This window comes from Saprospiraceae bacterium (assembly GCA_016717265.1).
Lineage (GTDB): Bacteria > Bacteroidota > Bacteroidia > Chitinophagales > Saprospiraceae > Vicinibacter.
The window spans coordinates 3,613,638-3,629,284 of sequence record JADKFX010000001.1 but is presented as its reverse complement, the minus strand read 5'-3'; the positions used below and the strand labels follow the sequence as shown (position 1 = coordinate 3,629,284).

Genomic DNA, 15,647 nt, shown 5'->3' with positions numbered 1-15,647 from the left:
TGTCTGATTAGTATAATACGAATAAGCAAATTGTATATAAAAGGAGCAATGAAAAAGATTTTGAAGATGGGTTTGTTTGAATGCTGACAAGCCTGATCATGTCAGCATTCGAACTTTAATTTTGTAACAGTTTAAAATACTGGATACATTATTGCGGAAGGTCAGGGATTCGAACCCTGGGTACCCTTTTGGAGTACACACACTTTCCAGGCGTGCCAATTAAACCGCTCTTGCAACCTTCCTTTCTAAAAATTAAAGACAAATTCTAATAATAAACGATCCAATGTTTAGAAGAATTAATCTTTTAATTTCTAATGGGACTGCAAAACTAATCAATTTGGTCAATTTTAAACAGGCTATTGGCATTAGCACTCGTTTGCTGGGCTATATCTTCAATAGAAATTTCCAAAATTTCAGATAGTTTTTGAGCTATTAGTGGAATATAGGAGGATTCGTTACGCTTTCCTCGATATGGCACGGGTGTTAAAAAGGGAGCATCGGTTTCTAAAATTAAATGTTTTAATGACAATTTTGGCAAAACCGATTTAAGCTCGGATGTTTTATAAGTAAGTACGCCTCCAATCCCTAAAAGGAAACCAAGATCAATGATTTGTTGAGCTTCTTCATATGTTCCGGTAAAACAATGGAATACTCCTCTTAAGTTGCCATTCTGGTGATTTCTTACAAATTCGATATTTTGAGGGATGGTTTCACGGGAATGAATAATAATCGGACGATTACTATTTTTTGCCCATTCAAGTTGGATCGAAAAGGCCTTGACTTGTTCATTCCAGAAGCTGGTATCCCAATAGGCATCAGTCCCCGTTTCACCAATAGCAACAAATTGTGTATCTGAAAGATGTATTTCCATCGCAGCTAAAATCGACTCAAAATCTGACTTTGCATCACAAGGATGTAATCCGAAACTTGGAAAACAAATTCCAGGATACCTGGTAGACATCGAAATCACATTGGCTAAAGTTTTTTGATCAATATTTGGTAATATTATTTTATTTACATTTGACTCTAAAGCGCGTTCAATTATTTGATCTCTATCGGTATCAAATTCTGGTAAATACAAATGTGCATGGGTATCAATAAAGTTCATATATAATTACATGTCTAAAACTCAAAAATTTTATGTTGTATGGCAGGGAAATAATCCAGGAATTTATAATTCTTGGGCAGAATGTCTGTCGCAAGTTAAAGCTTTTCCAAATGCCAAATATAAAGCATTTTCTAGTAAAGCAGAGGCAGAAGATGCTTATTATGCTAGCTATGATGATAGTATCAAACGGAAGCAAAAATCTAAATTTGATTGGAAAAATAGTGTTCCGATTGGCAGTATTGCAGTAGATGCTGCATGTAGTGGTAATCCTGGAGATTTGGAGTATCGGGGTGTAGACCCTTTTTCAGGTAAACAGTTATTTCATGTTGGTCCGTTGAGTTATGGTACAAACAATGTTGGAGAATTTTTAGCACTCGTGCATGCATTAGCATTATTGCAAAAGAATCACAAACCTAAAACGGCTATATATTCAGATTCTAAAATAGCGATTAATTGGATTAAACTTAAAAAACCAAATTCGAAGTTGCAGTTTACCGCACAAAACAAACCGCTGCAAGCCTTAATGGAGCGAGCCATTTTATGGTTGAATAAGAATTCATTTGAAAATCCAATTATTAAATGGGATACCGAAAATTGGGGTGAAATTCCTGCAGATTTTGGAAGAAAGTAAAGCTTCCTTTAGGTAATCAGATTTGGCTAAATAGGACTGTTTATATTTAATGGATGTAATCTTTTTTTGATCTTCCAAAGCGCATTTTTAAAACACCGGTTAATGCTTCTTTAACAATATAAATATTCATTTTAGATTTTCCTTTGACGCGATCTGGAAAAAGAATTGGAATTTCTTTCATTTTATAACCCAATAAATAAACTGCATATTTCATTTCGATTTGAAATGCATATCCGGTAAAAATAATATGATCTAAATTTAAATTTTCCAATACCTTTCGATTGTAACAGACAAAACCAGCAGTAGGATCTTTTATACCCATACCCGTGATTAACTGCACGTATATGGAGGCACCTCTCGATAACAATAACCGGATCATGGGCCAATTTACAACACCACCTCCTTTTATGTATCGGGATCCAATAGCTACATCTGCAATTTTATTTGAACAGGTTTGATACATTTCAATTAATTTTTCAGGAGGGTGTGAAAAATCTGCATCCATCTCTGCAACACAGGTATAGTCATGCTCTAAAGCCCATTTGAAACCTGCAATATAGGCGGTCCCTAGACCTGATTTTTTTGCGCGTTCCAGGAGGTGAATTTTTTCAGGAAATTCCAGTTGTTTTGTTTTTACTGCATTCCCCGTGCCATCAGGTGAACCATCATCAACAATTAAGATATGTACATCGATAGTTAATGAGAGTACTTTTGAAATGATTGCATCAATGTTTTCTATTTCATTGTATGTCGGAATTATGACGAGTAATCTTCCCAATTCTTATTTTATTTTATTTTGTGAATCTGTTAAAAGAATGAATTATGGTATAAGCTTAATTTGATGCACTATTTTGTAGTTAAAAAAAAAGGTAACAACTTTCAAACGTTTTTTTTACAATTAGAAACGATATTTGGTAGGGTCATATTCATGCATTATTTTAAGAACCGTTTCAATAACATCTTCAACTCCGGGTTTTGTAAAATAATCTCCTGCACTTCCATAGGGGGAACGGTGTTCTTTGGCTGTTAAAGTTATGGGTGGACTATCCAAATATTGGAAGCCACTTTGTACTTCTAAAATTTGTTGCAATATAAAAGCACTTGCTCCACCCGGTACATCTTCATCAAGAATGAGTAATTTGTTCGTTTTCTTTAATGAATTTGAAATTTCATGGGTTCTATCAAATGGTAGGATTGTTTGGATATCTATTAATTCAATCTCAATCCCCAATTGATTTAGTTTTTCTATTGCCTTTTGCGCTACCCGAATACAGGATCCATAACTAACAATCGTTAGGTCATTTCCAGTGTTTAATTTTTGAACGATACCCAATGGAACCGTAAATTCAGAAAGATTGTCTGGTACGAACTCTTTGAGTCGGTAACCATTTAAACATTCAATAATCAAACCTGGATCATCCCCCTTTAATAAAGTATTATACATACCCGCAGCTTGCGTCATATTTCTGGGAACACAAATATAAATTCCTCGTAACGAATTAATTAACATGCCAATGGGAGAACCGGAATGCCAAATACCTTCTAACCTGTGACCTCGGGTACGGATAATTACATTTGCAGCTTGTTGCCCTGCAGTGCGATATCGAAGCGTTGCTAAATCATCCATTAATGGTGATAAAGCATAGACGATATAATCTAAATATTGAATTTCTGCGATCGGCCGAAGTCCACGCATGCCACATCCAATGGCCTGCCCAATGATCGTCCATTCGCGAATTCCAGTGTCAAAAATTCTGTGTTCTCCATGCTTTTCTTGCAATCCTGCAAATCCTTGATTTACATCTCCAATTTTTCCAACATCCTCACCAAATGCAATAATTCTTGGATCCTTTTGAATTGCCTGATCAAAAAATAAATTTAAAATCTGATATCCATTCAACTCTTTCGAAAATTCTGAATAAACGGCAGGTATTTCTTGTACTTGGATTGCTGAATATTGAGTTTCAGAATAAAGATGATTGTGATAAATAGCATCTGCTTCTCGAAGTTGTACTTCAAGCCAGGATTTAAGTTCTTCTTTTGAATATTTTTTTGATGGATCAAAAATTATAGTTCTCACACGTTCTACAAGTTCTTGTAATCCAGGTTCCTTCAGCGATTGTAAAAAATGCAATTCTTGTTCATCTTGATTGGCTTCAAACAATTCTTTTAAAGCTAATTTTTTTTCAAGAATTGGATTTAAATTGTCATTCCAAGCTTTTTGTTTTTCTTCTTTTACATGATGTTTTGCTAATTCCACCATTAAATCAATTTGGGGCTTATCTAAAATATCATTCGATACTAACCAATCTGTCATTATTTTAATACAATCAAATCGTTCTTCCCATTCCATTCGGGATTTAGACTTATATCGTTCATGAGATCCAGAGGTAGAATGTCCTTGAGGTTGTGTAACTTCTTGGATGTGAAATAAAGCTGGTATATGCTGATTTCTTACAAGATCAATTCCTTCTTTATAGACCGTTACCAACTCAGGATAATTCCATGCTTTGGCTTTAAATATTTTAATTCCGGCTTTATTTTGATTGGCTTCAAAACCCGATAAAGCTTCTGAAATACTTTGTTTTACTGTTTGTAACTCAATGGGAACAGAAATTCCATAACCATCATCCCAAACAGAAACAGCTAAAGGAACTTGCATTACACCTGCTGCATTTAAAGTTTCCCAAAAAACACCTTCAGATGTTGATGCATCGCCAATGGTACAAAATGAAACTTCATTTCCTGAATTCGAAAACTTAGAAAATTCTAAATCTGGTGTAAGCTTTCGATAATACTTAGAAGCCAGAGCTAATCCAAGTGCCCGAGCCATCTGACCTGCTGTACTTGAAATGTCAGCGGATACATTAAAGACTTTTGTTAGATCAAACCATTCACCAAATACATCTATAAAAGGGGTCGCAAAATGCGCATTCATTTGACGGCCTTTGCTAAAAGGATCATTTTTAGCATCCGCATAAAGTTGAGCAAAGTATTCTTTAACCGAACAAATCCCTAATGCCATCATAAAAGTTTGGTCTCGATAATACCCGGATCTAAAATCACCTTTTTTGAAAGCCCTGGCCATTGCAACCTGAGGGACTTCCTTACCATCACCGAGAATTCCAAATTTAGCCTTGCCAGTTAAAACTTCTTTACGTCCTAATATGGAACATTCCCTACTTACCAAACAGATCCAGTAGTCCTTTATAACCTCCTTTTTATAATCAGCATACTTTCCTTTGATGGAACTTAAGAGGTCATTAATGGGTTCATATATATGCATAGACATTGTTTCAGGTACAAAAATAGCTTATTATTAAGATTCTTATTATTTGAATAATTTGATACCTAAAACATTCCTTCTGTTTTTTTATTTGAATTTAATTAAAAAGGAAATTCTAAATTATTGTTAAAAAAATCTGAAATTTCGTTTTTAATACGGATAAAAATGCTTGAAAACAGATTGTTAAGTTTAAGTTTACTAATTGATTTACTGTTATTTGCATATATGATAAAATTGTATAATTTATATTTAACACGGGGTTAACATACAATTTTATTATTTTTGTAACTAACTTAGGAGTTGTTTACGTTACATTTGTTATACTAAATTAAAAAATTTAAATACATGAAAAACATTTTATCTCTCATTGTGATGGTTTTCTGTGTTGGATATGCAGTTGCTCAAACTGCTGCACCAGCCTCAAACTCCACCCCAGCTAAGACAGGTGGTCCACACCTTGAGTGGGAAGCCACTGTAATTGATTATGGCGAAATTAAAAAAGGTGCAGACCCGCTTCGTAAAGCCATCTTTACAAACACTGGTACAGAGCCGTTAGTTATTAAAAGTGCTCGTGGTAGCTGTGGTTGTACAGTGCCTACTTGGCCAAAAGATCCAATTATGCCAGGTGAAAAAGGTGTAATCGAAATTCGCTATGACACGCAACGCGTAGGACCTATCAACAAAACGGTTAGTGTTTCTACGAATGAAAGTGAAGAAGAAACCAGAGTTACTATTAAAGGTAATATTTCTGCCGATGAAGAGCAGACATTACCTAAGAATGAAGGCAATGTTTTAACTCCAAAAAGTTAATACCTAATAAAATAAGATAAAGGAGTCTCACAGATAATTTCTGTGGGACTTTTTTTTTGTGCTTAAGCTTAAAGCAAATTTTGGAACTGATTTAGACAGGATTTTCAAGATACCTATTCTATTCAATGAAAGAAATATCAAATCAGTTTTATAAATAGGGGAGTAAGCATTGAATTGTCGCAATATTAATCTAGGAAACTGGCTAAATACAGTAGATGCCGAGTGGAAGCTATGTAAGTAAGTTAAAACACTCCTATTGAACAAAACTGTAAGCCCGCGAGGGCTGCATGGAGGCGATTTAATTTGAATGTGCCAACCTTACAAGAAGTCTTTATGCTAAAAATTCAAATCAAATTCTAAGGTTATACTATAGAATCCATGGTATTTTTTGTCTCCAAATTTAAATGAGATCCGAAATATTCCGGGCTCTAAAAAATGAGATGTTTGATTCTGTCGACAATTTTTATTCGATAAAATTTAGAACCTGTATGTTTTATATACCGACTATTTAGAATAACCCTGAGTATTGGGAAAGACTCCAATAAGTAAATAAATTGTAGAAAAAACAGCGTAAGTAAAGGATTACATATTTGCTATGATTTCTTCGCCAAATTCACTACATTTTAATAAGGTGGCACCTTCCATTAATCGATGAAAATCATAGGTAACTCGTTTAGAATGAATCGCTTTTTCTAAACCTTTTACAATAAGATTTGAAGCTTCTTTCCAACCCAAATAATCAAACATCATGACGCCAGATAATATGACCGAACTTGGGTTTACCTTATCTAATCCAGCATATTTAGGGGCTGTTCCATGGGTTGCTTCAAAAATAGCATGCCCGCTTATATAATTAATATTGGCACCCGGCGCAATTCCAATTCCGCCAACCTGTGCAGCTAATGCATCTGAAATATAATCACCATTTAAATTTAAGGTAGCAATCACATCATATTCAGCTGGACGTAATAGTATTTGCTGTAGAAATGCATCCGCAATTACGTCTTTTATTATTAAACCATTTTCTAATTTTAACCAGGGTCCACCATCTAGTAATTGACCACCAAATTCATTTTTAGCCAATTCATATGCCCATTCCATAAAGCTCCCTTCAGTGAACTTCATAATATTACCTTTATGGACAATGGTTAGTGATTTTTTATTTTCTTCAATTGCGAATTGAATGGCTGCTCTGACCAATCTTTCCGTTCCTTCTTTAGAAACAGGTTTAATTCCAAAACCAGTAGTTTCAGGAAAACGCACTTTTTTATATCGGTCTGGAAATTCTGTTTGTAACCAATTTTTAAATTTTAAGGCGTCTGGTGTCCCAGCTTGAAATTCAATACCAGCATAAATATCTTCCGTATTTTCTCTGAATATTGTCATGTCAACTTTTTCAGGTTCTTTAACTGGAGAAGGTACACCTTCGAAATATCGAACCGGACGAATACAAGCATATAAGTCAAGTTGTTGACGCAATGCAACATTTAAAGACCGGATACCACCACCGACAGGAGTCGTTAAAGGACCTTTTATTGCAACCAAACACGTATGAATCTGATCTAAAGTTTCTTGAGGCAGCCAATTTTGAGTTTGGTTAAATGCTTTTTCACCAGCCAATACTTCCAACCATTCTATTTTACGGACACCCTTATAGGCTTTTTCTATTGCAGCATCCAAAACCTTAACAGAAGCTGCCCAGATATCTGCACCCGTACCATCGCCTTCAATAAATGGTATGATTACATGATCCGGAACTGTTAATTTACCATCTCTACAAGTTATTTTTTGTGCTGCCATTCGAATTAAAATTTTAAATATTTAAAAGTCTGCAAATGTAAAGAATCAAAGTGCTGATTCCATCGGGATTGCAATCATTAAGATATTATTTAATTCTTGCTTGACTTCGGATCGAATTTTTAAAATTGGGCAGACTTATTTTGAAAGCAGTACTTTTGTTGACCATCAGCTAAATATAATTACAATTTATGCGAAATCCCATACTGGATGGCGAAAATCAACGATTGAACCCGGAAGAAAAGCAATTAGATAAAGCCTTAAGGCCAAAAGAATTGCAGCACTTTTCAGGTCAAGAACACGTGGTAGAAAATCTTAAAGTCTTTATTGCTGCTGCCAAATTGCGTGGGGAAGCTTTAGATCATGTCCTGCTTCATGGACCTCCTGGTTTGGGAAAAACTACCCTATCCTATATTATAGCCAACGAATTAGGATCGGAGCTCAAAATGACATCCGGTCCTGTTTTAGAAAAACCGGGCGACTTAGCAGGTTTGTTGACCAATTTACAATCGGGTGATGTGTTGTTTATTGACGAAATTCATCGACTGAATACAGTTGTGGAAGAATATCTGTATTCCGCAATGGAAGATTATCGGATTGATATATTAATCGATTCTGGTCCCAATGCAAGATCTATTCAAATCACCGTCAACCCGTTTACTTTAATAGGAGCAACTACGCGGGTAGGTTTATTAACTTCACCGCTGCGGTCGCGATTTAGTATAACGAGTCATTTAGATTATTACAATCAAGCTACATTAGAGAAAATTTTAACAAGATCTGCAGAAATTTTAGGGATTGAAGTGAAAGTGGAAGGTATCAGTGAAATTGCAAAACGAAGTCGGGGCACACCTAGAATTGCAAATGCATTACTTCGAAGAATCAGAGATTTTGCTCAAATTAAAGGTTCCGGTAAAATTACACTTGAAATTGCTGAATATGGCTTAAATGCTTTAAATGTAGATAGTTTGGGCTTAGATGAAATGGATAACAAAATCCTCAGCACAATTATTGAAAAATTTGCAGGTGGCCCCGTTGGACTTACCACGATTGCAACTGCAGTTGGTGAAGAAGCAGGTACAATTGAAGAAGTACATGAACCCTTTTTAATTATGGAAGGATTTATTCAAAGAACATCACGTGGAAGAATTGCAACTCAAAAAGCATATCAACATTTAGGCCTAGCGGGTTCTAGTCCATCCCAAACATTTTTATTTTAGTGGTTTTTAAAAGTTTAAAAGACTAATCTAGTTTAAATTATGAATAGCTAATTTTAGGCTTTTGAAAGGATGCCTGCTAAGCTTGTGCAGTAGGTGTATTAAAGGCCATTGGAGGCATCATTTGGGGTTCTGGATCCTGAATAATACCATATTGATTTTCATATTTTAAGAGGTTTTCACTCAAGGCTTTAAGTAATCGTTTAGCATGCTGTGGAGTGAGGACTATCCGGGATTTTACCTTTGCTTTAGGAACATTTGGCATAAGTCTTATAAAGTCGACTACAAATTCTGAATGCGAATGCGATATAATTGCAAGATTTGAATAAACGCCTTCTGCAATATCTTCGGTTAATTCAATATTTAATTGATTTTGGTTATTTGCGTTTTGATCGCTCATGTTTTTTAATTTTATGCAAATTTAATGAATTCATTTATGTCTACCGAGAAGCTTTCACTTTCCAATTATTTTGAACAAAATATGGAATCCTGGAATGACCGGGTTCCCGTTCATTTAAAATCGGAATTTTATAATGTAGATGCCTTTTTAAAAGGTGAATCTGCATTAACAGAAATAGAACAGAAATACCTTGGAATTGTTTCGGGGAAAAGAGTATTGCACCTGCAATGTCATTTTGGTATGGATACCTTATCTATAAGTCGGTTAGGTGCTGATTGTGTTGGAATTGATTTTTCAAATGCGGCTATTCAGGAAGCTCGGAAACTCAATGAGTTATGTTCTCTAAATGCAACATTTTATGAATCCAATGTGTATGATACATTGGATTTGGGTTTGGGCTTATTTGATAGTGTATTTACGAGTTATGGCACTATTTGTTGGTTACCGGATTTGGATCTATGGGCAAAAGTAATTGCAGATTCATTGCGAAAAAATGGTGAATTCTATATAGCCGATTTTCATCCAACACTCTATATGTTTGATTTTAATACAAACCAGCTCTCTTATCCTTATTTTAATACAGGAAATCCATTTACTGAAGTTGAAAGCGGCACCTATGCGGATCCGACTCATGAAAAACAAATAGTTTCTCATTTTTGGTCCCATTCATTAGATGAAATAATCAACAGTTTATTAAATCATGGATTGCAATTGACGGTATTTAAAGAGTTTGATTTTTCACCCTATAATTGTTTTCCTGGGATGAAACAAATAGAAGTAAATCGATATCAGTTTGGGAATGAAGCACTTAAAATTCCACATATTTATTTAATTAAAGCAACTAAAATTAAGTAAATGCAATTAAAGTAGTTTTTAAATTTGGTTTAAAATGAAATCCAACTTTATAGGCTCCTTGCTGTTGTTATAAGATTCTTACTATGGATTCAATTACACATATTGTATTAGGTGCTGCTTGTGGAGAAGTAGTGTTGGGTAAAAAACTGGGTAATCGTGCAATGATCTGGGGTGGCATTGGTGGTAGCATACCAGATTTTGACGTATTAGCAACATTTATTATGGACCCTTTGAGTTCGCTAGCATTTCATAGAGGTCCTATGCATTCTTTACTTTTCGTTTGTTTGATTCCTTTTTTACTCGCTCCATTATTAAAATACCTATATCATAAAGAATGGCATCAAAAGCTTGCATGGAGAATTACGGGTTTTACGATTGGTGTGATATTATATATTGCTGCTGCAACGATTTTAAGTTTACTTGCAGGCTTGCTAACAAGTAGTTTTCCTTGGTTGACTATATTAATATTATTGGCCATTGGTATTTATTTTTTTTACATACGGTACAAACAAATATTTCAAAACGAAACACATTTTGAAATAGCGTCTATAAAAGAATGGATTATTTTATTTTTTGTTTCAGCAACATTTCATTTGGTACTTGATACGCTTACAACATTTGGTACCAGGTTATATTGGCCATTTTCTAATACCAGGGTTTCCATTTCGTCTATTGCAATTGCGGATCCTTTGTACACCATTCCGTTTGCTTTATTTATTTTGGGTGCAGCGATGCTTCCACGGATAAATTCTAAAAGGAGAATGTATACTTATTTAGGGCTTGCAATAAGTAGTATGTATTTGATCTTGACTTTTATTAATAAAAAAAATATTGATACAATATTTGAAAAAAGTTTGCAAAAAGAGAATATCACATTCCAATCATACATTACCGTTCCAACTATTTTAAATAATTTACTTTGGTATGGAATCGCAAAACAAGATAGCAATTATGTCTATGGATATTATTCCATTATGGATGCAGAACCAGTCTTTAAAAATTTAGCCAGTATTCGTGGAAATCATCACTTATTAAATTCGTTTCAAGGACAGGAAACAAAGCAAGTTTTGCCTTGGTTTAGTAATGGTTATTATAGCGTTATTGATAAAGGTGAAGGATGCTATTTATATTCAGATCTTCGATTTGGTTCTGTTAACGGAAACATGGAAAGCGACAAAAATCATATTTTTAAATTCGACTTAAAGGAACAAAATGGCATTCTGGAAATGCAAGAACATCAAGCATCGCCAGAAAACAGAGGGGAGGATATTGAATGGTTTGTAAAACGAATCTTTGGAGTTGTTAATCATTAAATGGTACGATTTTTAAAATCGAAATCATTTCTTAGTTTCTTCAATAACGTGATCTACTTCAATCCATTGATCTTCTTTTTTTGGAATGGTTAATTCATTATCCCACTTTCCAACAACAGCGGTTGCAAGGCAATTTCCAAGTGTATTTACAGCTGTTCTACCCATATCCATCAAGGCATCAATTCCAAGAATTGCAGCAATTGGCCAATCTGGTAAACCAAATGAAGAAGCCATGCCAGCAAGGATCACTAAAGAAGCACGAGCAACACCAGCAACACCTTTACTTGTCAACATCAGCGTTAACATCATAATAATTTGTTGTCCGATGCTCAATTCAATACCTGCAGCCTGCGCAACAAATATTGTGGCCATTGATAAATATAAAGTGGTACCATCAAGATTAAAACTGAGTCCTGTTGGCAAAACAAATGCGACTACTTCTCTAGACACTCCAAAACGTTCCATATTTTCCATTGCAACCGGAAGAGCAGCTTCAGAACTAGCGGTGCCAAAGGCTATAGTAACCGGCTGTGCGGCATGAGATAAAAATCTTTTTATCGGAATTTTAAAAAGTAGTGCGATAGGTAATAATACAGCAAAAACAAAAACAATCAGAGATGCATACAACGTAGCTAATAGTAATAATAAATTATGCAGCACTTCAATACCCATATTTGAAATTGTGTAAGCGATAGCTCCGGCAACTGCAAATGGTGCAAAATACATTACAATGTCAGTAAACTTAAACATAACAGCAGATAAAGATTCTGCAAATACTAATATAGGTTTTCGCTTTTCATGACTTATCATCAATAAAGCAATTGCAAAGAGTACACAAAAAACAACAATTTGTAAAACTTGACCTTCTGCAATTGATTTAATAAAATTTTCTGGTATTGTGTGTAAAATTATATCTTTCCAACCTTGAGCTTTTGCTACTTCAGGAATTGTTTCTGGAGAATTTATTGGGCGAATACCAACACCTGCTTTACTAAAGTTAATAGCTACCAACCCAATTAACAATGCAATGGTGGTTACAATTTCAAAATACACTAATGATTTTAAACCCAATCGACCAACTTGCTTCATATTTGAATGGCCTGCAATCCCTATGATTAAGGTTCCAAACAATAAAGGTGCAATAATGCATTTTATTAATTTAATGAAGATCTTACTAAATATATTAAGTTCTTTAGCAATAATTGGAAAATCGTATCCAACTTCTGCACCTATTAGCATAGCTATGAAAATCCAAGCTGTCAAACTTCGCTGTTGTATACCGAATAGAATTAATGAAATTAAACCGATCCAACGAAGTCCTCCTGAAGTAGTGTCTTCCAGGCTTATGATTCCTAAAGCAGGAATACAACTAACCAAGGCCATTATGCCTGCAATAAGGAGCCAGATTTTTCTATTTTTTTTTAGAAAAGAATTCATATTATTTTGATTTGGACGAATGTGACCAAGCAGAAAAAACACCTATGATCATTGGCAAAATGCTTACTATTAAAATTCCTAAAATAACAATAGAAAAATTTTCTTTAACAGCTGGAATATTTCCGAATAAGTAACCAATACCAACTACCGGAATTATCCATAAGAAGGCACCTAAAAAATTATAAAAAGTAAATTTATAGGAATCCATTTGACCGATCCCTGCCACAAATGGAACAAATGTTCTGATAAATGGGAGATATCTTCCTATAATTAAAGCTTTCCCACCATGTTTATTATAAAATGCTTGTGTTTTGTGAAGATATTCTTTCTTTATATACTTGCGATCTTTTTCAAAAATTTTAGGACCAAAATATTTTCCAATAGTAAAATTTAATTGATTTCCCAGAATCGCTCCAAGTAGACAAATAAAACATAATAATGTAAGATTCATATTCCCACTCGTTGCAAGAGCTCCTGCCGCAAATAATAAGGAATCGCCCGGAAGAAACGGCGCAATTACTAATCCGGTTTCACAAAATAATATTAAAAATAAAATAATGTATATATAAATACCATAGTTCTCTACAAGCTCTATTAAATGACTATCTATATGTAAAATAAAATCTATAATCTGATTAATCCAATCCATTTATACTATTTAAGCGGACAAAGATACTTACAAATCGGACTGTCATGACGAGTTCATAAACATTTGTAAAAAGTATATATAATTTGCAAAATAGTATAATATATTGAATACAAATGAGTTAAAATTGATATTTATAAATTATTGTAAATCATATAATTAAGTAAAATATTAATATTATTGTCTTAAATTTGCAGAATCCAAAAAGAAAGACATGGAACAAGCTGTTCAAACATTTAAAGATCTAAAGAAAGGAGTTCTTACGGAGCGATCTAAGGATTTGTTGTTAGCATTATTGATTGCTATAATTGGTTTAGCAGGTAGTTATCTTGTTTTAGGAAAGTCGATACAAGATCCGATTAAGGATGATAACGCATCCTATATTCAACCAACCTTTGAAATGAATGCATCCAATAATTCAGAAGCAGAAGAAAAGTTGCAAAAAGTAAACTATCAATTTCAAGAAGAAAATATCTTGGTACAAGGTACTATGTTTGTAGGCGATGTAACTCGAATTACAAATTTAAAATTTGATGAAATCAAGATCTATATGATTGATTTTGGAAATGGTAACAAACATAGAATGACATCCCCGTCTATGAGTATGCGGTATAATAGTCCTGGATTATATTTAGTGCAATGCTACCAAATGATAGATACGAAATGGCAATTGTTATCAGCTGAAACGATTACGATTCGAAAGGATAATAAAAATGATCTTTAAATTAAATTGAAAAATAGGTTTGCAAATTTAAACTATCGTATATTATTTATTCAATTTAAAAAAACATAGGAGATTAGATTAGCGCCCATTTTTAAGGCCTGCATTCTCGTTTCTTCAGGATCTTTATGTACTTCACGGTCTTCCCATCCATCACCAAGATCGCATTCAAAACTATAAAAACAAAGGAGGCGTCCTTGATAAATTAGTCCAAATCCTTGAGCAGGCTTTTTATCATGTTCATGAATTTTTGGTAAGCCATTTGGGAAATTATATTTTTGTTTAAAGATAGGATGCGTAAAAGGTAATTCAATGAAATCCAATTCTGGAAATACTTTTTTCATACTAGGTCTGACAAAAGGATCCATACCATAATTATCATCAATATGTAAAAATCCACCAGCTAATAAATAGGTTCTTAAATTTTGGGCTTCAAAATCACTAAAAACAACATTTCCATGCCCAGTCATATGGATAAATGGGTAATTAAATAGTTCAGCACTTCCCACTTCAACCGTTGCATAGTTAATATCAAAATTTGTATGCATTTCTTTGTTACAAAATTTGGCAAGATTTAATAATGACGTTGGATTCGCATACCAATCACCTCCGCCATTATATTTTAATAATGCCAGCTTCATAGGTAAACTTGTTGGTTCTATAAATGAAAATAGAATCGTTGAAAGAGTCAGAATTAGTAAATAATAATATTTCATAGTTGAAGATGTCGAATGGTTTGTAAAATTTGTAAAGCCGTTAAACCGGCGGTTTCTGTGCGAAGTCTATAGTCTCCTAAAGATACAGGAATGCATTTATTTGAAATTGCAAATTTAATTTCATCGGTTGTAAAATCTCCGGCTGGACCAATTAAAATTAAAACATTAGCAGCAGGCGAATAAAGCTTTCCTAAATAGCCTTCAAGTCCATCCTGGCAATGCCCAATAAATTTTTGGCTCTGCAGATCATAGGTATTGAAAAGATTTTCAAAAGCGCATAGACTTTGCATCCTGGGAATCCATGGACGGAGTGTTTGTTTAGCAGATGCTGTGATAATCTTTAGTAATCGATCTGTTTTAATTTTTATATTTTCAGTTCGTTTGCAATGTAGCGGAATAATTTCATGAACACCATTTTCAACTGCTTTTTCTATAAACCATTCAAAGCGATCCATGTGTTGTGTCGGACTAATAGCGATACTGATTTTGGTGGTGTGCAAATTTTCTTCCCGAAAGATCCCATTTATTTCTAATATTGCTTCCTGGATATTTATTTGTATAATTTTTGCATTAAAAATGATTCCATTAAATTCAGTTACGAGAATGGCATCCCCGATTTTATGTCGTGTGACCCGAATACAATGGTGAAATTCATCTTGTGTTAAACAAAATTGCTTTACATTGATTTTATGGCCAATAAATAATTCCAT

15 protein-coding genes and 1 tRNA gene are annotated in these 15,647 nt (G+C 34.0%); 6 read left to right on the top strand and 10 right to left on the bottom strand.

The window, feature by feature from the left end; translation table 11 throughout:
• Positions 1 to 154: 154 nt before the first annotated feature.
• Positions 155 to 242, bottom strand: a tRNA-Ser gene (locus IPO86_14290).
• An 86-nt stretch (positions 243 to 328) separates the two neighbouring features.
• Positions 329 to 1,108 (bottom strand): TatD family hydrolase, encoded by a 780-nt coding sequence (locus IPO86_14285; GenBank protein ID MBK9729273.1) that lies wholly within the window; start codon positions 1,106 to 1,108, stop codon positions 329 to 331.
• A gap of 10 nt (positions 1,109 to 1,118) precedes the next feature.
• Between IPO86_14285 and IPO86_14280 the strand changes: the two genes are divergently transcribed.
• Positions 1,119 to 1,739: a ribonuclease H family protein gene (locus tag IPO86_14280; protein MBK9729272.1), complete on the top strand. Its 621-nt coding sequence runs from the start codon at positions 1,119 to 1,121 to the stop codon at positions 1,737 to 1,739.
• Between the two features lie 46 nt (positions 1,740 to 1,785).
• Here IPO86_14280 and IPO86_14275 read toward each other — a convergent pair whose 3' ends face one another.
• A complete protein-coding gene (locus IPO86_14275) occupies positions 1,786 to 2,517 on the bottom strand; it encodes a polyprenol monophosphomannose synthase (GenBank protein MBK9729271.1) in 732 nt (243 codons plus the stop codon).
• A gap of 120 nt (positions 2,518 to 2,637) precedes the next feature.
• On the bottom strand, positions 2,638 to 5,031 hold the full coding sequence (locus tag IPO86_14270) for a transketolase (GenBank protein MBK9729270.1): 2,394 nt from the start codon (positions 5,029 to 5,031) through the stop codon (positions 2,638 to 2,640).
• 339 nt (positions 5,032 to 5,370) lie between these two features.
• On the opposite strand from IPO86_14270, the gene IPO86_14265 reads away from it, so the two are divergent.
• A complete protein-coding gene (locus tag IPO86_14265) occupies positions 5,371 to 5,835 on the top strand; it encodes a DUF1573 domain-containing protein (GenBank protein ID MBK9729269.1) in 465 nt (154 codons plus the stop codon).
• Between the two features lie 582 nt (positions 5,836 to 6,417).
• On the opposite strand, the gene icd is transcribed toward IPO86_14265, so the two are convergent.
• Complete coding sequence (gene icd / locus IPO86_14260; protein ID MBK9729268.1) at positions 6,418 to 7,635, bottom strand: NADP-dependent isocitrate dehydrogenase; 1,218 nt, start codon at positions 7,633 to 7,635, stop codon at positions 6,418 to 6,420.
• 188 nt (positions 7,636 to 7,823) lie between these two features.
• Here icd and ruvB point away from each other — a divergent pair, with 188 nt between their 5' ends.
• A complete protein-coding gene (gene ruvB / locus IPO86_14255; GenBank protein MBK9729267.1) occupies positions 7,824 to 8,852 on the top strand; it encodes a Holliday junction branch migration DNA helicase RuvB in 1,029 nt (342 codons plus the stop codon).
• Between the two features lie 76 nt (positions 8,853 to 8,928).
• On the opposite strand, the gene IPO86_14250 is transcribed toward ruvB, so the two are convergent.
• Positions 8,929 to 9,249 carry a DUF3467 domain-containing protein gene (locus IPO86_14250; GenBank protein ID MBK9729266.1) on the bottom strand — a complete coding sequence of 107 codons (321 nt, stop codon included), beginning with the start codon at positions 9,247 to 9,249 and terminating at the stop codon, positions 8,929 to 8,931.
• A 36-nt stretch (positions 9,250 to 9,285) separates the two neighbouring features.
• Here IPO86_14250 and IPO86_14245 point away from each other — a divergent pair, with 36 nt between their 5' ends.
• Positions 9,286 to 10,104 (top strand): class I SAM-dependent methyltransferase, encoded by an 819-nt coding sequence (locus IPO86_14245; protein ID MBK9729265.1) that lies wholly within the window; start codon positions 9,286 to 9,288, stop codon positions 10,102 to 10,104.
• An 83-nt stretch (positions 10,105 to 10,187) separates the two neighbouring features.
• Complete coding sequence (locus IPO86_14240) at positions 10,188 to 11,417, top strand: metal-dependent hydrolase (protein ID MBK9729264.1); 1,230 nt, start codon at positions 10,188 to 10,190, stop codon at positions 11,415 to 11,417.
• Positions 11,418 to 11,441: 24 nt separating this feature from the next.
• Here IPO86_14240 and IPO86_14235 read toward each other — a convergent pair whose 3' ends face one another.
• Together IPO86_14235 and IPO86_14230 are read right to left on the bottom strand one after the other, a co-directional pair.
• Positions 11,442 to 12,854, bottom strand: a complete 1,413-nt coding sequence (locus IPO86_14235) for a cation:dicarboxylase symporter family transporter (protein MBK9729263.1) — start codon at positions 12,852 to 12,854, stop codon at positions 11,442 to 11,444.
• A gap of 1 nt (position 12,855) precedes the next feature.
• Positions 12,856 to 13,503 (bottom strand): DedA family protein, encoded by a 648-nt coding sequence (locus IPO86_14230; protein ID MBK9729262.1) that lies wholly within the window; start codon positions 13,501 to 13,503, stop codon positions 12,856 to 12,858.
• Between the two features lie 211 nt (positions 13,504 to 13,714).
• Here IPO86_14230 and IPO86_14225 point away from each other — a divergent pair, with 211 nt between their 5' ends.
• Positions 13,715 to 14,224, top strand: a complete 510-nt coding sequence (locus IPO86_14225; GenBank protein MBK9729261.1) for a hypothetical protein — start codon at positions 13,715 to 13,717, stop codon at positions 14,222 to 14,224.
• 50 nt (positions 14,225 to 14,274) lie between these two features.
• Here IPO86_14225 and IPO86_14220 read toward each other — a convergent pair whose 3' ends face one another.
• A complete protein-coding gene (locus tag IPO86_14220; GenBank protein ID MBK9729260.1) occupies positions 14,275 to 14,937 on the bottom strand; it encodes a DUF4159 domain-containing protein in 663 nt (220 codons plus the stop codon).
• Positions 14,934 to 15,647 (bottom strand): 16S rRNA (uracil(1498)-N(3))-methyltransferase, encoded by a 714-nt coding sequence (locus IPO86_14215; protein MBK9729259.1) that lies wholly within the window; start codon positions 15,645 to 15,647, stop codon positions 14,934 to 14,936. Before IPO86_14215 ends, IPO86_14220 begins: the two co-directional genes overlap by 4 nt.